The 18,690-nt window shown below is 68.0% G+C and carries 19 protein-coding genes; 7 read left to right on the plus strand and 12 right to left on the minus strand.

The window, feature by feature from the left end; genetic code table 11:
* Positions 1-41: 41 nt before the first annotated feature.
* Together CCR98_RS20410 and polA are read right to left on the minus strand one after the other, a co-directional pair.
* On the minus strand, positions 42-521 hold the full coding sequence (locus CCR98_RS20410) for a YetF domain-containing protein (RefSeq protein ID WP_087924032.1): 480 nt from the start codon (positions 519-521) through the stop codon (positions 42-44).
* A gap of 328 nt (positions 522-849) precedes the next feature.
* Positions 850-3,624, minus strand: a complete 2,775-nt coding sequence (polA, locus tag CCR98_RS20415; protein WP_087924033.1) for a DNA polymerase I — start codon at positions 3,622-3,624, stop codon at positions 850-852.
* 98 nt (positions 3,625-3,722) lie between these two features.
* On the opposite strand from polA, the gene CCR98_RS20420 reads away from it, so the two are divergent.
* On the plus strand, positions 3,723-4,007 hold the full coding sequence (locus CCR98_RS20420; RefSeq protein WP_014038952.1) for a DUF2782 domain-containing protein: 285 nt from the start codon (positions 3,723-3,725) through the stop codon (positions 4,005-4,007).
* A 131-nt stretch (positions 4,008-4,138) separates the two neighbouring features.
* Here the strand turns inward: CCR98_RS20420 and CCR98_RS20425 are convergent, their stop codons facing one another.
* Positions 4,139-4,585, minus strand: a complete 447-nt coding sequence (locus CCR98_RS20425; protein WP_005411629.1) for a universal stress protein — start codon at positions 4,583-4,585, stop codon at positions 4,139-4,141.
* Positions 4,586-4,768: 183 nt separating this feature from the next.
* On the opposite strand from CCR98_RS20425, the gene CCR98_RS21240 reads away from it, so the two are divergent.
* The gene (locus CCR98_RS21240) at positions 4,769-4,915 is read left to right on the plus strand and encodes a hypothetical protein (RefSeq protein WP_185829990.1); all 147 of its coding nucleotides are present in this window, start codon (positions 4,769-4,771) and stop codon (positions 4,913-4,915) included.
* A gap of 88 nt (positions 4,916-5,003) precedes the next feature.
* On the opposite strand, the gene CCR98_RS20430 is transcribed toward CCR98_RS21240, so the two are convergent.
* The 7 genes from CCR98_RS20430 to rpmB all read right to left on the minus strand — a co-directional run bounded on the left by CCR98_RS20430 (position 5,004) and on the right by rpmB (position 12,064).
* A complete protein-coding gene (locus CCR98_RS20430) occupies positions 5,004-5,558 on the minus strand; it encodes a hypothetical protein (RefSeq protein WP_087924034.1) in 555 nt (184 codons plus the stop codon).
* Positions 5,559-5,681: 123 nt separating this feature from the next.
* Entirely contained in the window at positions 5,682-7,874 is a 2,193-nt protein-coding gene (uvrD, locus tag CCR98_RS20435; RefSeq protein ID WP_087924035.1) for a DNA helicase II, read from the minus strand.
* A 9-nt stretch (positions 7,875-7,883) separates the two neighbouring features.
* Positions 7,884-9,305, minus strand: coding sequence for an FAD/NAD(P)-binding protein (locus CCR98_RS20440; RefSeq protein ID WP_087924036.1), 1,422 nt, complete (start codon positions 9,303-9,305; stop codon positions 7,884-7,886).
* A gap of 45 nt (positions 9,306-9,350) precedes the next feature.
* Complete coding sequence (gene cls, locus CCR98_RS20445; RefSeq protein ID WP_087924037.1) at positions 9,351-10,769, minus strand: cardiolipin synthase; 1,419 nt, start codon at positions 10,767-10,769, stop codon at positions 9,351-9,353.
* Between the two features lie 125 nt (positions 10,770-10,894).
* A complete protein-coding gene (locus CCR98_RS20450) occupies positions 10,895-11,143 on the minus strand; it encodes a hypothetical protein (RefSeq protein ID WP_087924038.1) in 249 nt (82 codons plus the stop codon).
* A 506-nt stretch (positions 11,144-11,649) separates the two neighbouring features.
* Positions 11,650-11,817: a 50S ribosomal protein L33 gene (rpmG, locus tag CCR98_RS20455; RefSeq protein ID WP_169411268.1), complete on the minus strand. Its 168-nt coding sequence runs from the start codon at positions 11,815-11,817 to the stop codon at positions 11,650-11,652.
* Positions 11,818-11,827: 10 nt separating this feature from the next.
* Complete coding sequence (rpmB, locus tag CCR98_RS20460) at positions 11,828-12,064, minus strand: 50S ribosomal protein L28 (protein ID WP_005411638.1); 237 nt, start codon at positions 12,062-12,064, stop codon at positions 11,828-11,830.
* 278 nt (positions 12,065-12,342) lie between these two features.
* Between rpmB and CCR98_RS20465 the strand changes: the two genes are divergently transcribed.
* Complete coding sequence (locus CCR98_RS20465) at positions 12,343-13,557, plus strand: glycosyltransferase (protein ID WP_087924039.1); 1,215 nt, start codon at positions 12,343-12,345, stop codon at positions 13,555-13,557.
* 13 nt (positions 13,558-13,570) lie between these two features.
* Here the strand turns inward: CCR98_RS20465 and dnaQ are convergent, their stop codons facing one another.
* The gene (gene dnaQ, locus CCR98_RS20470; RefSeq protein ID WP_087924040.1) at positions 13,571-14,080 is read right to left on the minus strand and encodes a DNA polymerase III subunit epsilon; all 510 of its coding nucleotides are present in this window, start codon (positions 14,078-14,080) and stop codon (positions 13,571-13,573) included.
* 165 nt (positions 14,081-14,245) lie between these two features.
* Positions 14,246-15,139, minus strand: a complete 894-nt coding sequence (locus CCR98_RS20475; RefSeq protein ID WP_087924041.1) for a LysR family transcriptional regulator — start codon at positions 15,137-15,139, stop codon at positions 14,246-14,248.
* A 109-nt stretch (positions 15,140-15,248) separates the two neighbouring features.
* Between CCR98_RS20475 and CCR98_RS20480 the strand changes: the two genes are divergently transcribed.
* The 4 genes from CCR98_RS20480 to CCR98_RS20495 all read left to right on the plus strand — a co-directional run bounded on the left by CCR98_RS20480 (position 15,249) and on the right by CCR98_RS20495 (position 18,689).
* Positions 15,249-15,647, plus strand: a complete 399-nt coding sequence (locus CCR98_RS20480; protein ID WP_014038962.1) for a RidA family protein — start codon at positions 15,249-15,251, stop codon at positions 15,645-15,647.
* A 197-nt stretch (positions 15,648-15,844) separates the two neighbouring features.
* On the plus strand, positions 15,845-16,177 hold the full coding sequence (locus CCR98_RS20485; RefSeq protein ID WP_087924042.1) for a hypothetical protein: 333 nt from the start codon (positions 15,845-15,847) through the stop codon (positions 16,175-16,177).
* Between the two features lie 56 nt (positions 16,178-16,233).
* On the plus strand, positions 16,234-17,487 hold the full coding sequence (locus CCR98_RS20490) for a TolC family protein (protein WP_087924043.1): 1,254 nt from the start codon (positions 16,234-16,236) through the stop codon (positions 17,485-17,487).
* Positions 17,484-18,689: an efflux RND transporter periplasmic adaptor subunit gene (locus CCR98_RS20495; RefSeq protein WP_087924044.1), complete on the plus strand. Its 1,206-nt coding sequence runs from the start codon at positions 17,484-17,486 to the stop codon at positions 18,687-18,689. Before CCR98_RS20490 ends, CCR98_RS20495 begins: the two co-directional genes overlap by 4 nt.
* Position 18,690: the final 1 nt, after the last annotated feature.

The following is an 18,690-nucleotide window of genomic DNA, read 5'->3' on the forward strand; positions in this document are numbered from 1 at the left end:
CCAGGCACCTGTTGAGCCGGGCCTGGGCTCGGCGCTACAGGTCAGGTGCTCTTCCGCACGATGATCGTGATGTGCCCGGTCGTCTCCAGCAAGGCGATCTGCACGTCCTCGATCCGCAGCCCGCCCTGCTGGCGCAGCGCGGCATCGAAATCGGCCCGGCTGATCAGTTCGCGGCGGAGAACGCCCTCCAACAGCCGGCCATCACGCGCGATCACGGTGGGCTCTCCTTCGATCATCCGCTCCATGCGCCGATTCCGGGTGGTCAACCAGCCCACCCCATAGTTCAGCACGATCAGGGTGGCCGCCAGCAGCAGGCCACCGCCCAGCGAGGTGTCGGTGCCCAGCAGCGCGTTCTGTACCGCGTTGCCCAGCAGCACGATCAGCAGCACGTCGAAGGGCGTGATCTGCCCCAGAGCCCGCTTGCCACCGAGCCGGACCATGCCCAGCACCACGACATACACCACCACTGCGCGCAGGATGAACTCCCACCACGGCATGGCCAGTGCGAACAGGTCGGGCATTGTCTTCCCCTGCGGAGCGGTGGCCCAGCGTGGCGCAGGCCATGGCGTCTGGCAACGGCACAAATAAAAAGCCCCGCTGACCAGGGGGAGGTCAACGGGGCCGGGGAACGGGCACTTGGGGAGGAGTCCCCGTTCCGAGATCTGCTCCAGGGGATGGGAGAGATCCACAACAGGCATTGCGCCTGTCGGGAGTTATAGAAGCACTCCGAACACTAACGGTTCGTGAAGAGGCCCCATTTAATGAATTTCAATCGGGGCAACATTCATGGTCGAGTCAGAAACCCCCGACTCATGAACAAATTCACGTCGTTTTCGGCCTGAAATGCCGTCAGTGCGCTTCGTCCCAGTTGCTGCCGACGCCCGTATCGACCACCAGCGGCACCCGCAGTTTGGCCGCTTGCGACATACGCTCCACCACCTGCAAACGCAAGTCTTCAACGAAACTGCTTTCGGTTTCGAACACCAGCTCATCGTGCACCTGCAGGATCATCCGCGCCGGTGCCCCGCTGTCACGCAGCCACTGGTCCACATCCACCATCGCGCGCTTGATGATGTCGGCAGCGGTGCCCTGCATCGGCGCGTTGATCGCCGCGCGTTCGGCACCGGCCCGCAGGCCCTGGTTGCGAGCGTGAATGTCGTTCAGGTACAGGCGGCGGCCGAACAGGGTTTCCACGTAGCCCTGGTCACGGGCCTGCTGGCGCATCCGCTCCATGAAGTCGCGCACGCCCGGGTAGCGGCTGAAGTACAGCGCTACGTAGTCCTGCGCCTGGCCGCGGTCGATGCCCAGGTTGCGGGCCAGGCCGAAGGCGCTCATGCCGTACATCAGGCCGAAGTTGATCGCCTTGGCGGCACGGCGCTCGTTCGGGGTCACCTCCTCCAGCGTGCGCCCGAACACCTCGGCGGCGGTGGCACGGTGCACGTCGGCGCCCTGCTCGAAGGCACGCACCAGGCCCGGGTCTTCGGACAGGTGGGCCATGATCCGCAGCTCGATCTGCGAATAGTCGGCCGCCAGCAGCTGGAAGCCCTCCGGGGCGATGAACGCGCGGCGGATGCGGCGGCCGTCCTCGGTGCGGATCGGGATGTTCTGCAGGTTCGGGTCCGACGAGGACAGGCGGCCGGTGGCGGCACCGGACTGGTGGTAGCTGGTATGCACGCGGCCGGTGTCCGGGTTGACCATCTCCGGCAGCTTGTCGGTGTAGGTGCTGCGCAGCTTGGCCAGGCCCCGGTAGTCGAGGATCACCCGCGGCAACTCGTGCTGGTCGGCAATCGCCTCCAGCGCCTCTTCATTGGTGCTGGGCTGGCCCTTCGGGGTCTTCACCACCGCCGGCAGCTTCAGTTCGTCGAACAGCACCGCCTGCAGCTGCTTGGGCGAATCCAGGTTGAAGCTGCGGCCGGCCAGCTCGGTGGCCTTCTGCTGTGCGGCCAGCATGCGCGAGGAGAGGTCCTGGCTCTGCCGGCGCAGTTCGTCGGTGTCGATCCGCACGCCGTTGGCTTCGATCGTGGTCAGCACCGGCACCAGCGGCATCTCGATGTCGCGGTACACGCTGTCCAGCGCCGGCTCGGCCAGCAGCTGCGGCTGCAGCGCGTGGTGCAGGCGCAGGGTGACGTCGGCGTCTTCGGCCGCATAGCGGCTGGCTTCGTCGATGCCCACCTGCGAGAACGGAATCTGCTTGGCGCCCTTGCCGGCCACGTCCTCGAACTTGATGGCGCTGTAGCCCAGGTAACGCAGGGCCAGCGAATCCATGTCGTGGCGGGTGGCGGTGGAATTGAGCACGAAGCTCTCGAGCATGGTGTCGTCGTGGTAGCCCTGCACGTCCACGCCGTGGCGGCGCAGCACATGCAGGTCGTACTTGCCATGCTGGCCCAGCTTCTTCTTCGCCGGGTCCTGCAGCACCGGGCGCAGCGCATCCAGCACCTGCTGCATCGGCAGCTGCGCTGGCGCACCCGGGTAATCGTGGCCAACCGGAATGTAGGCCGCCTTGCCGGGCTCGACCGCCAGGCTGATGCCGACCAGGCGCGCACGCATCGCATCCAGCGCATCGGTTTCGGTATCGAAGCTGATCAGGTCCGCCTGCTGCAGGCGCTCGACCCACGCCTGCAGCTGTTCGACGGTCAGCACGGTCTCGTAATCACCCGGCGCGGCCAACGCCGGATCCAGCGTGCCGGCGGCCGGTGCTTCGGCGCTGCCACGGGCGAAGCCAGCGGCGGTGCCGCGCAGGCTCGGCGTGGCCTCGCTGGCCGCGGCCGGCGCCGGCAGCGGCGCCCCCAGCTCCTTCAGCGCCTGGGTGAAGCCGTAGCGCGTATACAGCTCGGTCAGCGCCGGCACGTCCTGCTCGCGCAGGGCCAGCGTGGTCGGGCTGGCGTCCAGCGCCACGTCGGTGCGGATGGTCACCAGCTCGCGGTTCAGCGGCAGCCGCTCCAGCGCGGCGCGCAGGTTCTCGCCGATCTTGCCCTTCATGGCCGGCGCGGCTGCCATCACCCCGTCCAGGTGCTGGTACTCGGCCAGCCACTTGGCGGCGGTCTTCGGTCCGCACTTCTCCACGCCCGGCACGTTGTCGACGGTGTCGCCCATCAGCGCCAGCAGGTCGATGATCTGGTCGGCGCGCACGCCGAACTTCTCCATCACCACCGCGTCCGAATCCATGCGGCTGCCGGTCATGGTGTTGACCAGCTCGATACCCGGGCGCACCAGCTGGGCGAAGTCCTTGTCGCCGGTGGAAATGGTCACCTTCAGGTCCTGCGCCAGGCCCTGCAGGGCCAGCGTGCCGATCACATCGTCGGCTTCCACGCCGGGAATGCGCAGGATGCTGATGCCCAGCGCTTCGACGATGCGGCACATCGGCTCGACCTGGCTGCGCAGTTCATCGGGCATCGGCGGGCGGTTGGCCTTGTACTGCTCGTACAGGTCGTCGCGGAAGGTCTTGCCCGGCGCGTCGACCACGAACGCCACGTAGGCCGGGCGCTCCTTCAAGGTCGAGCGCAGCATGTTGACCACGCCGAACAGCGCGCCGGTGGGTTCACCCTGTGCATTGGACAGGGGCGGCAGCGCGTGGAACGCGCGGTACAGGTAACTGGACCCGTCGATCAGGACTAATCTGCTCATGCGCCGATTCTACGCGCCCGTGCCTGCACCGCGGCGACACGGCCCGTACACCGCGATGGGGCATAATCAGGGCTCTTTCCAGGCAAAGGCCCCCGCCGATGAAGACCCTGATGCTCGCTTCCCTGCTCCTGCTCGCTGGCTGCGCCAGCATGGGTGGCGCAGGCGCTCCCCCGGTGGACGTCAAGGGCGCGGATGTGTCCAAGCGCACCATGGACAACGGCGACACCATCGAGGAATACCGCGTGTCCGGCCAGCTGCGCATGGTCAAGGTGACCCCGTCGCGCGGCGCCCCGTTCTACATGTACGACAAGAACGGCGACGGCCGCATGGACAACGACAAGGACGGCGTGTCGCCGGTCTACTGGAAGCTGTACAGCTGGTGATGTGACCGGGGGTCGGGTCCCTGCGATCCAGTAGATCCACGCCATGCGTGGATGCCCCCCGGCCCCACAAAAAACAACGCCGGCGCGCATCCTGCGGCCGGCGTCGGGTCCCCTCCCCGGGAACACTTGTATCAGCGGATGACCAGCACCGGCAGCGTGCTGCGTGCCAGCACCTCGGCGGTCTGGCTGCCCAGCAGCACGCGGGTCACGCCACGGCGGCCGTGCGAGGTCATCACGATCAGGTCGCTGTTGCGCTCCCCTGCTGTCTCGATGATGCCGTCGGCGGCGTAGCGGTCCAGCACGTGCACAGGATTGGCGGTGATGCCCTGCTCGGCGGCCTTGGCCAGCGCCGGCTGCAGCACTTTCTGTGCGCCTTCCTCGCGGTCGGCCTTGTACTCGGGGCTGTTCATGTAGCCCACGCTCCAGCCCATGGCGTCGTACATGCCGACGGCCCACGGCTCGGAAACAGTGACGATATCGACCTCGGCGTTGAGGTCCTTGGCCAGCTCCAGGCCCTTGGCCAGGCCCTTGTCGGCCAGCTCGGACCCGTCAGTGGCAATCAGGATGCGCTTGTACATGGTGGGGCTCCGTGGCGGTCTGCCAGATGGGAACACCACCATTGCACACCGGATGTGCAGGGCGCGCCTTGAGCAGGATCAATCCGGCGTCGCGCATTGGCGTGTGCGCACCGCCGGCTTGCGTACCCGAACACTGCAGCGCAAGCTGGGTGGGCGGCGGCGCGCCGCCTTGGGAGAACCCGCATGCAGGACAGCAAGCCGACACCACCAAGAACGCTCAGGATCATCTTGTGGAGCCTTATCGCCGCCTTCGTACTGTTCTGCGGCGGCTATTACTTGGGCAAGGATCTGGCCCAGCGCGACAACGCCCGGCAGTCAGCCGGCCGATAACCTGCTTCTGTAGAGCCGAGCCCATGCTCGGCTGCTTTTCCCGTCAGAAGCAGCCGAGCATGGGCTCGGCTCTACATCAGGCCTGCCCTCAGGCGATCTGCACCACGCGTGCGTTCTGGCACAGCGGGTAGCTGGCCACGAATTCAGCGATCGCATCACGCATCGCTTCGAACGATTCGCCGTACATGTACAGCGCGGTCTCGGTCGGGCCCTGCCACCAGCTGCAGATCTCGCCCAGGCCGTCGATGCGCTCCGACAGCTGCTCGAACACGTGGTTGGAATCGCACTGCTCGTAGACGTCGTCCGGCAGGTTCAGGCCATCCAGGTAGATGCCCAGGCCTTCGGTCACGCCGAAGTGGCGATCAGCCTCGCCCGCGCCCTGCAGCTGCGAGCCCTTCGGCGCACCCAGCTGCTCCAGCAGGTCGATCAGCTTGGGCACGCCGGCGGCGTCCACCAATGCAACCTCGATGTCGCCGTACAGGACCTCGCCCTCGTCGGAGGTCGCGGTGCCACCGCCGACGATCTCGCCGATCCCGGCGGCCTGCATCAACGCGTCGAGCGGATCCTCGAACAGTTCATGACGATGCGCGGGCTGCAGCTTGGCATTCAACGTCACGGTAACGTGCAGGGTCGGTTCGGTCATCGGGGTGTTCCTGGTGGATGTGACCGCTATTGTAGAGCCGAGCCTGTGCTCGGCTGATTTCCCCGCCAACAGCAGCCGAGCCTGGGCTCGGCTCTACAGGAATTCCCGATCCCTCGATGGTGATCAGATCACCGTCAGGTTGGCGTAGGCCATCACAAGCCACTTGCTGCCGGCGTCGGCAAACTCGACCTGCACGCGGGCGTGGGCACCGTTGCCTTCGTAGTCGGTCACCATGCCTTCGCCGAACTTGGGATGGGTAACCAGCGCGCCGAGCTTGATCGGCGGTGCCTCGATCGAGGCATGGCCCATCACCCGGCTGGCGCCCATCGAGGCCGGTCGCGAAACCTGCACCTTCGGGCGCACTTCGTGCAGCAGCTCGCGCGGGATCTCGCGCAGGAAGCGCGACGGCAGGCTGTAATTGTCCTGGCCGTGGATGCGGCGCGATTCGGCATAACTCAGCACCAGCTTCTGGCGCGCGCGGGTGATGCCCACGTAGGCCAGGCGGCGCTCTTCTTCCAGCCGCCCGCTTTCCTCCAGCGAGCGTGCGCTGGGGAACAGGCCTTCTTCCAGGCCGGCCAGGAACACCAGCGGGAATTCCAGCCCCTTGGCCGAGTGCAGGGTCATCAGCTGCACGCCGTCCTCGCCCGCCTGCGCCTGGCCCTCACCGGCCTCCAGCGCGGCGTAGGCCAGGAACGCGACCAGCTCGTCCATGTCCTCTCCCACTTCCTCGATATCGTCGGCGCGGCGCACGAAGCGCGAGGCCACCGAGACCAGTTCGTCGAGGTTGTCGGTGCGCGATTCGGAGTCCAGCGCGTTGCGGCTTTCCTTGCTCCAGTGCTCGCGCAGCTGCGAGCGGGCCAGCACGTGGTCCACGCGCTCGGCCAGGGTCATGTGCAGGGTCTGCGCCTGCAGCTCGTTGACCAGCACCAGGAAGCCCGCCAGCGCATTGCGCGCACGCGCGGCCAGCGCGCTGCCCTGGGTGACCAGCATGGTCGCTTCCCACAGCGAAATGCCCTGCGCGCGCGCCTCGCGGCGCACTTCGTCCAGCGTGCGGTCGCCGATGCCACGCGTCGGCGTGTTGACCGCGCGCTCGAACGCCGCGTCGTCGTTGCGGTTGGACAGCAGGCGCAGGTAGGCCAGCGCGTCCTTGATTTCGGCACGCTCGAAGAAGCGCATGCCACCGTACACGCGGTACGGCACCTGTTCGCTCAGCAGCGCTTCTTCCAGCGCGCGCGACTGCGCATTGCTGCGGTAGAGCACGGCCACTTCGGTATAGCTGCCACCGTCACGCACCCACTGGCGCGCGCGCTCGACGATGTAGCGTGCCTCGTCCATCTCGTTGTAGGCGGCGTACAGGTCGATCGGCTCGCCGTCGCCGCTGTCGGTCCACAGCTGCTTGCCGATGCGGTCGGGGTTGTGCGCGATCACCGCATTGGCGGCGCCGAGGATGTTGGCGGTGGAGCGGTAGTTCTGTTCCAGGCGGATGGTCTGCGCGCCCGGGAAGTCGCGCAGGAAGCCCTGCACGTTCTCGACCTTGGCACCGCGCCAGCCGTAGATGGCCTGGTCATCGTCGCCGACCACAAACACGTGGCCGGAATCGCCGGCCAGCACGCGCACGAAGGCGTACTGGATGGCATTGGTGTCCTGGAACTCGTCCACCAGGATCTCGCGGAAGCGCGCGCGGTAGTGCGACAGCAACGCCGGGTTGTCGCGCAGCAGTTCGTGCGCGCGCAGCAGCAGCTCGGCGAAGTCGACCAGGCCGGCGCGGTCGCAGCGTGCCTGGTACTCGATGTAGGCCTGGCGCATGGTTTCCAGCCAGGCATCGTGCGGCTCGGGCTGGATGTGCTGCGGGCGGCGGCCTTCGTCCTTCTGCGCGTTGATCCACCACGCGATCTGCTTGGCCGGGTACTTGCCGTCGTCCAGTTCCAGCGCCTGCACCACGCGCTTGACCAGCCGCAGCTGGTCGTCCGAATCCATCACCTGGAAGCCTTCCGGCAGCTTCGCGTCCTGCCAGTGCAGGCGCAGCAGGCGGTTGGCCAGGCCGTGGAAGGTGCCGATCCACATGCCACGGCTGCCATTGGGCAGCTGTGCGTCGATGCGGTGGCGCATTTCGCCGGCCGCCTTGTTGGTGAAGGTCACCGCGAAAATGCCGTGGGTCGGCACGCCATCGACTTCATGCAGCCAGGCGATGCGGTGGGTGAGTACGCGGGTCTTGCCGGAACCGGCACCGGCCAGCACCAGGTGGTGGCCGGGGGGAGCGGAGACGGCTTCGCGCTGGGCCGGGTTCAGGCCATCAAGCAGGTGGGAGACATCCATGCCCCCATTTTACGGCATCGCCGTCGCGGCTCCTGCGACCACCTGGGTGGCCAGTGCCTGCGCCTGCTGACGCAGTTCAGGCACCGCCAGGCTTTCCCACAGGCTGCCGATGCGCAGGCTGCCGAGCACGCCCAGCCGTGCCTGCGGCTGGCCACCAGCGGCACGCAGGCGGTCGCCCGGCACCGTGCTGTCCAGGCCCAGCCCATGCGGGCCGGGGCGCGCCAGTCCATCAGCCTGCAGCTGCTGCAGCAGCGGATTACGCAGCGCGCTGGCGCGGGTTTCCACGCCGGTGGCGTTGATCACCCCGCTGATCGTCCACTGCTGTTCATTGCCCAGGGTATCGCGGCCGGACAGCTGCAGCGCATCGCCTTCGCGGCAGACGCGCTGCAGGCGGGACCGGTGGATACGCAGTTGGCCGCTGTCCTGCAGGGACTGCAGCTGCGCGTCGACCTCTTCGGCGATGCGGTGGCGATGCACGTCCCAATAGCGCACCACATGGCGCAGGAAGCGGCGCTGGTCGGCCTCATCGAGGCTGCACCACAGCGCCTGCCCGTGCGGACGGATGCGGTCCATCACGCCCTGCCACGGCAGGCCGTCGGCCTGGGCCTGGCGCGCGAATCCGCGCAGCGCGCGCAGGCGCTGGCGCAGGTTCATCGGCAGCAACGTGGCCGGGTCGAACGTGGGCAGGCCGCCATGCGCATGCGGCAACGGCAGCAGGCCATGGCGCGAAATCACGTGCAGCGGGCCGGTGTGGCCGGCGGCGACCAATGCCAGCACGGTGTCGGCCATGCTCAGGCCGGACCCGACAATGGCCACGGCCTGCTCGCCGGCCAGGGTGCGTACGCCGTCGTAGTCCCAGGCCTCGATCACATCGTCGGCAGGCAGCGCATCGGCACCGGCCACCGGCAGCGGACGCATGCTGTTGCCGGTGGCGAGCACCGCCCGCGTGGCGTGCAGCGTCTGGCCATCGCCCAGCTGCAGCCGGTAACCATGGTCATCCGGCTGCAGGCCCAGCACCGGCTGCGCGATCACCTGCAGCTGCGCCGGGCTGGCCGCGGCGGCCTCCTGCAGGCGCTGCTGCAGATAAGCCGCAAAGTAGTGGCGGCATACGTAACGCTCGCCGAGCACCTCGCGCGCCTCGCCCGGGTAGGCATTGGCCGCTATAAGGTAGTCGAGGAAATCGCCGGGCTGGTCGGCAAACGCACTCATCTTCGCCGCCGGCACGTTCAGCAGATGCTCCGGCCATGGCGTGGCATAGGCGATGCCCTGCGCCAGCTGCGAGGCGGGTTCGAAAATGGCCAGCGCCAGCGGCGCCTTGGCCTGGCGCAATACCTGGATCGCCACCAGCACGCCAGCCGCACCACCACCGATGATCGCCAGGTCCAGTTCGCCATTACGCGGTGAATCAGTCATGCGCCGATTGTAGGCCATCGGCGATGACAGGCCGGATTGCCGAAATGGGCGGTTGCCGCCGCCTCACATCAACGCATCGGCCAGGCGTGCGATGCCCTCGCGGCTGCGCCGCCACGTGGGGCGGCTGCGCCATTGCTGCAGGTCCAGCTGCCGCGCTTCACGCAGGTAGCCGTCCTCGATCGCACACAGCTGTTGCACCAGCGCACGGTCGTAGCAGATCAGGCCGATCTCGGCATTCAGCGCGAACGAGCGGATATCCATGTTGATCGAGCCGAGCACGGCGATGTCCTCGTCCACGCTCATGTGCTTGGCGTGCAGGAACTGCGGCTCGTACAGGGCGATGCGCACGCCGCAGCGCAGCAGCTCGTCGTAGTACGCCTCCTGCGCCCATGAGGTCAGCCGCTGGTTGTTGCTGGCCGAGAGGATCAGCTGCACCTGCACGCCGGACAACGCCGCAATGCGCAGCGCGCTCAGCGTGGCTTCGTCAGGCACGAAGTACGGGGTGACCATCACCAGCCGGCGCCGCGCCAGATGGATCAGCGCCGCCACCGCATCGCGTGCGTTGCTGTAGGGATAGGCCGGGCCGCTGGGCAGCAGCTGGGTGGCGATGTCGTCGCTGCACTCGGGCACATCGGCGATCACGTCCAGGCGCTGGCCGGTCTCCATGTACCAGTCGCTGGCAAATACGGCCTCCAGATGCGCCACCGCCGGGCCGCGCACGCGCGCCACCAGCTCGCGGTTCGGGTGTCCGGGCACGAACTGCGGGCCCGCCAGGTTCTGCGAACCGACGTAGGCCACTTCGTTGTCGATCACCGCGATCTTGCGGTGGTTGCGCAGGTCCATGCGCCCGCTGCGGCGCCAGCGCAGGCCACCGGGCAGCATCGCACGCACTTCGATGTCGCGTGCTTCCAGGCGCTTGCGATAGGCGCGCAGGCCGCGCTTGGCACCTACCGCGTCGAGCAGCACCCGGCACTGCACGCCACGCGCCGCTGCACGCTGCAGCGCCTCGACCACCGCCTCGCCCACCGCGTCATCGAACATCAGGTAGTACAGCAGGTGCACGCGGTCTTCGGCCTGGTCGATGTCGGCGATCAGCGTGTGCAGCGATTCGTCGTAGTCGGTCAGCAGGTCCACCGCGTTGCCGTGCACCGGCATGAAGTCGCCTTGGCGCTGCACCAACGGCACGATCTCGGCGCAGGCGGTGTCCGGCTGCGGGGCCCAGCGCAGGCGATGCTGCAGCGCCTGTTCCTCGCGGATCACCTGCGAGGCCTCGGCCTGGCGGCGGATACGCTCGCGCGACAGCCACGGGTGGCCGAACAGCAGGTACAGCGGCAGGCCCAGCAGCGGCACGAAGCCGACCAGCAGCAGCCAGCTGCGCGCCGCCCCCGGCGTGGTGCGGGTGGGGATCCAGCACAGCGCGACCAGCCGGATCAGCCAGTCGATCAGCAGCAGGTACGAACCCAGCAACCACTCGAACAGCATCGCGTCGCCCGTCGGGAGGTGATGGGCCATTCTGCCCAGCGGCCCTTGTAGAGTCGAGCCGCGCTCGACGGCCTTTCGGTCCGACGGCAGAGCAGCCGAGCGTAGGCTCGGCTCTACAGGACGGCTCAATGCCGCACCAGCGCCTCGCACAGCTGCCGCACCGATTCGGCGTGACGGCGGCCGTTGAGCGCCATGCAGGCAATGGCCTGTGCGGCCCGCTCCAGCTGCGCCTCCGGCAGCGGCGACGGCGCACCGTTGGCCAGTGCCAGATGGTGGTCGCACAGCAGCAGCGCCATGCCCTCGATGCCTTGCAGCATGCGCTGCAGGCGCAGCCAGCCCAGTTCCAGGTCCTGCCGGTGTGATGGGGTGTTCATGCAACCTCCTTCAACGGATCTGGCCACCGTGAAGGTGGCGGACGATGCGTGGTTGCAATACCGGGAAGCAATCAATCAGCAAACGAACCGGCGGGCGCAAGGCCCCCTCGCACCGTCCGCCATAGAGGCGGATAGGTCACCAACCGTCGCCGGAGGGATCTCCGGCGACGGCGGGCGAGTCTACTGATTGATTGACTTCACGGGATTGCAAGCCCGACCGCTGCAACCGCAGCGGCTCGCCATCATGGGCACGGTCACGCCCGTCGTTCCAATCGATTTGAACCGCGCGGAGCACCGGAACCGGTAGGAAGAATCATTTATCGCATTCGGCCCTTCACACCAGGCAGGGCGCCATTGGCGACAGCCTGCGCGGGGACTGCCCCAGTGCCGACCAACGGTCGGCACCCACCACGGCAATGCAGGAAGTACCCACTACCTGGATGCCAGACATGAAAAAACCCGCCACAAGGGCGGGTTTTTTCGCGGGGACCAGCAATCCTTGCGGATTACTTGATCTTGCCTTCCTTGTACAGGACGTGCTTGCGCACGACCGGATCGTACTTCAGGAATTCCATCTTCCCCGGGGTGTTCTTCTTGTTCTTGTCGGTCGTGTAGAAGTGGCCGGTACCGGCCGAGGAAATCATACGGACCTTATCGCGCTTGCCTGCCATGATGCTTTACTCCTCAGACCTTTTCGCCGCGCGCACGCAGCTCAGCCAGAACGGAATCAATGCCGTTCTTGTCGATGGTGCGCAGTGCATGCGCGGAAACACGAAGCTTGACCCAGCGGTTCTCGCTGGCCACCCAGAAACGGCGCTCGTGCAGATTCGGCAGGAAACGACGACGGGTCTTGTTGTTGGCGTGCGAGACGTTGTTACCCGTCTGCACTCGCTTGCCGGAAACCTGGCATACGCGGGACATTGCGCACCTCGATAGTAGTAGTTGTCAGCCCGTAGCCCGGGAGACGGCGGCCTCGATGGTTGCCCACCACACGTCAAGAGAATCAAAGGGTTACGCTGGCGTTGGGCGGCCGGGGACGTGCTCCCGGGGGCGCCGCCCGGTAGAAAACCGGACACAGCGAGCCGCGCATTATGCACGGGTTCAAGCACTTGCGCAAGTTACCCACAGGCTGGGGCTGAACCAGCAGGGCCGGGCGCCCGCCAACCGGCATACTGGTCCAGATCACTGCGGAGCTTTCCATGCGGCTGCTGGCCCTGACCTACGGAACCGAAGGCGATACGCGTCCGCTGGCCATGCTCTGCCATGGGCTGACCGGCGCAGGCCACGAGGTGACACTGCTGGCCGATGGCGGCACCTTGGGCAGCGCGCAGGCGCTGGATGTGCCCCACGCGGCCCTTGAGGGTGACATCCATGACGAAGTGGTCGCCTTGGTGTCGCGTGGCAACGGTGTTGCCGCCGCCAGTACCGGTCTGGCACGGATGGCGCTGCAGCATGTCAGCGGCTGGATGCGCCAGGCCGATGCCGCAGCCGAAGGCTGCGATGCGATTCTGACCGGTGGGCTGGCGGCCTTTGTCGGCCTGAGCGTGGGCGAGCGCCGGGGTCTGCCGGTAATCGGCACCGGCATGATTCCGCTGACACCGACGCGAGCCTTCCGCTCTCCGTTCCTGCCACCTGGACGCTCGCCGGGCTGGTTGAACCGGGCCAGCTACGGTCTGGTCAACGGCCTGATCTGGCGCCAGTTCCGCCGGCCGATCAACGCAGCACGCCAGCAGTTGGGGCAATCGCCGCGCCGCGCGCTATGGTCCGGCCTGCCGATGCTCTATGGCATCTCGCCGCAACTGCTGCCGCCACCGGCGGACTGGCCGGTCGACCACATCGCCTGTGGTCAATGGCGGCTTCCTGACGCGCCTTGGACGCCCTTCGCCGATCTGCGGGCCTTCCTCGATGCCGGCCCGCCGCCGGTGTACCTGGGCTTTGGCAGCATGACCGGGTTTGATCGCGAGCGCGTGCTGCCGGCCCTGCTGCACGCGCTGGCACCGCGCCGGGTGCTCCTGTTTCCAGGGTGGGCCGGTCTGCCGACGGGTGCGCTGCCAGCAAATGTATTCGTGCTCGGCCCGACGCCACACGAAGCACTGTTCCCGCATTGCGTACTCGCCATCCACCATGGTGGCAGCGGCACTACGCATTCGGCCTGCCGCGCCGGCATTCCCTCGCTGGTGATGCCGTTCGCCGCGGATCAGTTCTTCTGGGCCGATCGCCTGCATCGATTGGGCGTGGCACCGGCACCGTTGTCACCGAAACGACTGGATGCAGCAACGCTGGCAGCAGCCATCACCTTCGCTGAAACCGAAGCAACACGCGCACGCGCGGCGGCTCTGGGCGTAGCGATGAGCGATGAGGACGGGGTGGCATGTGGCGTGGCAATGATCGAGCGCTGGTTGCGGCCGATGTAACGGCGGCCAGGCCTCAACGCAGGTGCGGAATCACCTGGGCCAGCAGATGGGCATCCTTCAACGCGCCGTGCAGACCCCGGTTGCCGGGGATGCGCAGGCGCTGCAGGACATCATCCAGCTTGTTGCCCTGGCCGGGCCAGCGCCCGCGCGCCAGCTTCAGGCTGCAGGTGATGCGGCAGTGCTGGGCCAGCGTGCCGGGGATGCCAGCCAGGCGCAGCTCGTTGTCCAGGAAACCCACGTCGAAGGTGGCGTTATGCGCGACCATCTCGCTGCCGCGCAGGAAGTCGAGCAGTTCGGCGGCCTTGCTGGAAAACAGTGGCTTGCCCACCAGCATCGCATCGCTGATGCCGTGCACGCGCTGCGCGCCCCAGTCGACCCTGCGCTGCGGCTGCAGGTAGGTGTGGAACTGGCGGCCGCTGAGCTGGCCATCGATCAGTTCGACGGCACCGATCTCGATCACCCGGTGCCCCAGGCGGTGGGAGATGCCGGTGGTTTCGGTGTCCAGTGCGACGATGCGATTCATGCGTGGCGATGGTTCCTGTTGCGTGCCGCGATGATTTTCGCATGCCTGCAGCAGGAAGCCCTCCCTGTAGCCGAACCCGTGCTCGGCTCACGCGCGAAGCGCTGGCCTTGAGCGTTGGAGCGAGAAGCAGCCGAGCGTGGGCTCGGCTCTACAGGTGCGTGTGCATCACCCCAACGCTTCCACCACCCAATCAATGAACACCCGCAGCCGCTGGCTCATGTGCCGGTTCGGCGGAAACATCACATGCATCGGCATCGGCGGCAGCTGCCAGTCCTGCAGCACCGGCAGCAGCTCGCCACGCGCCACGTGTGGTTCGGCCATGTAGCTGGGCAACGCGACCACGCCCAGCCCCGCCAACGCCGCGGCCAGATAGGCGTTGCCGTCATCGAAGCCGACCGTGTAGCGGCCCTGCACCTCAACGCGCTCATCGCCGCGCTGCGCGCTGAACGCCCGGGCCCGGCCACTGCGCGGGCTGAGGAAGCCGACCATGTGGTGGTCGGGTCCTTCCAGCGCGCGCGGATCGGCTGGCAGCCCGAAACGCTGCACATAACCCGGACTGGCGTGGAAACCGATCGGCAGCGCAGCCAACGGCCGCGCCACCAGTGCCGGGTCGGCCGGGGTGCCGCCGCGGATCACGCAGTCGACGTTGTCGGCGATGACATCAACCTCGCGGTCGCTGACGCCGATGTCCAGCTGGATCTCCGGGTAGCGCGCCTGGAAATCCGGCAGCGCCGGCACCAGCCGCAGCCGCGCGTACGGCCCGGGCACATCGACCCGCAGGCGGCCGCGCGGCTGGCTGGCCGCGTCGCCCAGCCCGCCCTCCACCTCTTCCAGCTCGGCCAGCAGGCGGGCGATGCGCGGGTAATAGGCCGCGCCATCGGCGGTGACGCTGACCCGGCGCGTGGTGCGGTTGAGCAGGCGCAGCCGCAGGTGCGCCTCCAGCTGCTGCACCAGTTGGGTGGCCGTGGTGCGGCTGATCTGCAGGGTCTGCGCGGCGCGGGTGAAGCTGCCGGTTTCCACCACGCGGGCAAAGGCCCGCATCGCCTCGAAACGGTCCATGGTGGGCCATGATTGTTTGGGATCGGCAATCAATCTAGGCCGATCATCGCGGTTTATCCAGACAGCGCTGGCGCGGAGGATGGGCGTTCTCTCCCACGGGATCTTGCCCATGTCACAGCGTGATGTCGTTTTCCCCGCCGGTCGCCAGGCCCTGTACGAGCGCAACCGTTACTCGCCGGCGATCCGATCCAATGGCTTCCTGTTCGTCTCCGGCCAGGTCGGCAGCCGCGAGGACGGCTCGCCCGAGCCGGATTTCGAAACCCAGGTGCGCCGCGCCTTCGAGAATCTCAACGCGGTGCTGGCTGCTGCGGGCTGCACCTTCGATGACGTGATCGACGTGACCGTGTTCCTGGTCGATCCCGAGAAGAACTTCGAGAAGGCCTGGGCGATCGTGCCCGAGTACTGGGGCGAGGCGCCGCACCCGACCCTGACCGGCATCGGCGTGACCTGGCTGTACGGGTTCCAGTTCGAGATCAAGGTGATCGCGAAGCTGCCAGCAGACCGGTAGTGCCGGCCGCTGGCCGGCAATGTGCCGGGGGGTTGAAATGCGTGTCGACCAAGGTCGACACCCACCAGGGCAGAAGATCGGCAGCCACCAAGGCAGATGGCCCCCCAGACCGCCCACCTGAACGGGAGATTCCGACGAATTCCCGAGGTGGCCATTGATATTGTATCCGGCGAAAACCGCTTGCTAGCCTCCCCTTCATGCGCCGGATTTCCCGCCACCTTCGCTCGTACCTGCTGATGCTGCTGATGGCGGCATTCGTGGTCGTACCGGTGGCCGACGCGCTGGCCTGCACGGTGGAACCGCACGCCAGCACGGTGCACGTGGAGTCCGCACCGGATGCCGATGGCGATGCCGACGGCAAGCACGTCGGTGCCTGTGGCCACAACCACTGCCACCACTCCAATCTGAGCCTGCCGGCCAGCACCCTCGCCGCCTTCGGTGCGCCGCTGCCGGCGCGCTGGATGAGTGCGGGCGATGCGGCGACCTATGCGGTCGCCCAGGATGAATTGACGCGTCCTCCCCGGGCGTGAGTTGAGCGCGTCCCGCGATTGCGGGCTCCCGTTTCACTCACAACCGGAATCCCCCTATGTCGATCCTGACACCTCGGTCGCCGCGCGCGGCCGGGCTCGTCGTCGCTGTGCTGCTGGGCCTGGCCCCGGCGGCATCGGCGATGGCGCAAGCCGCCCCTTCCTACGACACCCTGCTTGAACGCCTGGACCAGCTGCCCGGTACCCGTGTGGGTACGGCGCTGGCCGAGGCCGCCGACGCGCGCGCCGACCAGGCCCGCGCGTTGCCCAACCCTTCCCTCTCCTACTCCGCAGAGAACGCCTGGGGCACCGGCTCCTATGGCGGCATGGGCAAGGCCGATACCGTGCTTACCCTGTCCCAGCCGCTGGAGGTCTGGGGCCAGCGTGGCGCGCGTGTCCGTGCCGCCCGTGCCGAGGCACAGGCCGCCAACCTGCGTGGTGCCCAAAGCCGCAGCGACGTGGCCAGCCAGCTGGCGGTGGTCTACGCACAGGCGGAAAGTGCACTGCGCCGCTACTCCCTGGCCGAAGAGGCGCTGACCCTCACCCGCGATGACGCCAATGCGGTCAACGCGATGGTCAAGCAGGGCCGCGAACCGCAGCTGCGCGCGGTGCAGGCGCAGAGCGAAGTGGCCAATGCCAGCGCTGCGCTGGATGAAGCGCAGGCGTTCCGCGACGCCGCGCTGGCCCGCCTGGCCGGTGCCGCGCTGCTGGATGCGCCGGTGCAATCGATCGACAACAGCCTGCTCGACCGTGCCCCGCCGCTGCCGCGTGGCGCCACCGACGTGGCGCTGGCCGTGCGCATCGCCGAAGCCGAAGCCGATGCAGCCGGCAAGCTGGTCGACGTGGAGCGCAAGCGCGCCCTGCCCGATCTGAGCGTCACCGCCGCGCAGACCCGCTTCCGCGAAGGCGGCGAGCGTGCCTACAACCTCGGGATCAGCCTCAGCATCCCGCTGTTCGACCGCAACCGCGGAGGCATCCGCGCCGCCAATGCCGACCAGCGCGCGGCCGAGGCACGCCTGGACCAGCAGCGCCGCGACAGCGAGGCCGAACGCCTGTCTGCCGTGGCCGGGCTGAAGGCGGCCGGCAGCCGCACCCGCGCCGCCGATGAAAGCGTGGTCGCCGCCGAAGAGGCGTATCGCCTCGCACGCGTCGGCTTCGACGCCGGACGCATCTCGCAGCTGGAACTGCGCAGCACGCGCAGCGCCCTCATCGCCGCCCGCGGCACCGCCGTGGACGCGCGCCTGTCGCGCGTCGGCGCCGAAATCGATCTTGCCCGGCTTGAAGGGCGCGCACCCTTTGTGGAGGCCAAATGACTCTCTCCCGTACCTTCCCGCTGATCGGCGGCGTGCTGCTGACCGTGCTGCTGGCCGGCTGCGCCGGCAATGCGCAGACGCCTGCCAATGAAGACCCCGCTGCGGCCAAGGCCGGCACCGACGATGGCCACGGGCATGCCGCCGACAGCAAACAGGCCAAGGCGGAAACCGCCAAGGCCCCGGCCGACGCCGATGAAGGCGTGGTGCAGTTGACGCCTGAGCAGATCAAGGCGTCCGGTATTGAAGTGGTCGCGATCGGCCGCGGCGGCGGTGGCTCCACGCGCCTGTCAGGCCGCGTCGAGCCGTCGGTGGGCGCACGCGCGTCGGTGGCCTCCACGGTGACCGGCCGCGTCGAACGCGTGCTGGTCGCGCCGGGCACGGCGGTGAAGCAGAACCAGGCACTGGCGATCGTGGTCAGTGGCGAGGCCGCGGTGTTCCGCGCCAATGCGCTGGCCGCTTCGGCCGAAGCCGAGGCCGCGCGCCTGGCCTATGGCCGCGACAAGGCGCTGGTCGACCAGGGCGTGGTCGCCCGCCAGGAACTGGAGGCCTCGCGCGCCCGCTCGCTGGCGGCACAGGCCCAGGCCGCTGCCGCGCAGGCACAGGCCGCCGCCAACGGTGCGCCCGATGCCAGTGGCCGCGTGCGCATCACCAGCCCGGTGGCCGGCATCGTCGGCAACGTGCAGGTCACCCCGGGTGGCGTGGTCGCTGCCGGCAGCGCGGTGGCCGATGTCGCCGACCCGTCGATGAACGAACTGGTGTTCACCGCGCCGCCCGCGCTGGCCGCACAGGTCACGCCCGGCATGAAGCTGGAAGTGAGCGTGCCGGGTGGCAGCTTCACCGCCACCGTCACCGGTTCGGCCGCCGATGTGCGCCAGCAGGGCGGCGTCGCGGTGATCCGCGCCACGCCGGTGGATGCTTCGCTGCCGCCGGCCGGTTCGCCGGTTTCGGCGGTGGTGGTCACCGAAGGCCAGGACGGTTCGCTCAGCGTGCCCGCCGATGCGGTGCAGAACGTTGATGGCAGCAGCGCGGTGTTCGTCGCCGTCGATGGCGGCTTCAAGGCGCAGCCGGTGCTGGCCGGGCGCCGTGCCGGCGACCGCATCGAGATCCTCGGTGGGCTGACCGGCAACGAGCGCATCGTCGGTGCCAACGCCTTCCTGCTCAAGGCCGAACTGGCCAAGGGCGAAGCCGAGCACGGCCACTGAG

It is taken from the genome of Stenotrophomonas sp. WZN-1 (genome assembly GCF_002192255.1).
GTDB lineage: Bacteria > Pseudomonadota > Gammaproteobacteria > Xanthomonadales > Xanthomonadaceae > Stenotrophomonas.

Coding starts and splice junctions, on each gene's coding strand:
- CCR98_RS20410 (WP_087924032.1), bottom strand. CDS start 521: ATGCCCGACCTGTTCGCACTGGCCATGCCGTGGTGGGAGTTCATCCTG.
- polA (WP_087924033.1), bottom strand. CDS start 3,624: ATGAGCAGATTAGTCCTGATCGACGGGTCCAGTTACCTGTACCGCGCG.
- CCR98_RS20420 (WP_014038952.1), top strand. CDS start 3,723: ATGAAGACCCTGATGCTCGCTTCCCTGCTCCTGCTCGCTGGCTGCGCC.
- CCR98_RS20425 (WP_005411629.1), bottom strand. CDS start 4,585: ATGTACAAGCGCATCCTGATTGCCACTGACGGGTCCGAGCTGGCCGAC.
- CCR98_RS21240 (WP_185829990.1), top strand. CDS start 4,769: ATGCAGGACAGCAAGCCGACACCACCAAGAACGCTCAGGATCATCTTG.
- CCR98_RS20430 (WP_087924034.1), bottom strand. CDS start 5,558: ATGACCGAACCGACCCTGCACGTTACCGTGACGTTGAATGCCAAGCTG.
- uvrD (WP_087924035.1), bottom strand. CDS start 7,874: ATGGATGTCTCCCACCTGCTTGATGGCCTGAACCCGGCCCAGCGCGAA.
- CCR98_RS20440 (WP_087924036.1), bottom strand. CDS start 9,305: ATGGCCTACAATCGGCGCATGACTGATTCACCGCGTAATGGCGAACTG.
- cls (WP_087924037.1), bottom strand. CDS start 10,769: ATGCTGTTCGAGTGGTTGCTGGGTTCGTACCTGCTGCTGATCGACTGG.
- CCR98_RS20450 (WP_087924038.1), bottom strand. CDS start 11,143: ATGAACACCCCATCACACCGGCAGGACCTGGAACTGGGCTGGCTGCGC.
- rpmB (WP_005411638.1), bottom strand. CDS start 12,064: ATGTCCCGCGTATGCCAGGTTTCCGGCAAGCGAGTGCAGACGGGTAAC.
- CCR98_RS20465 (WP_087924039.1), top strand. CDS start 12,343: ATGCGGCTGCTGGCCCTGACCTACGGAACCGAAGGCGATACGCGTCCG.
- dnaQ (WP_087924040.1), bottom strand. CDS start 14,080: ATGAATCGCATCGTCGCACTGGACACCGAAACCACCGGCATCTCCCAC.
- CCR98_RS20475 (WP_087924041.1), bottom strand. CDS start 15,139: ATGGACCGTTTCGAGGCGATGCGGGCCTTTGCCCGCGTGGTGGAAACC.
- CCR98_RS20480 (WP_014038962.1), top strand. CDS start 15,249: ATGTCACAGCGTGATGTCGTTTTCCCCGCCGGTCGCCAGGCCCTGTAC.
- CCR98_RS20485 (WP_087924042.1), top strand. CDS start 15,845: ATGCGCCGGATTTCCCGCCACCTTCGCTCGTACCTGCTGATGCTGCTG.
- CCR98_RS20490 (WP_087924043.1), top strand. CDS start 16,234: ATGTCGATCCTGACACCTCGGTCGCCGCGCGCGGCCGGGCTCGTCGTC.
- CCR98_RS20495 (WP_087924044.1), top strand. CDS start 17,484: ATGACTCTCTCCCGTACCTTCCCGCTGATCGGCGGCGTGCTGCTGACC.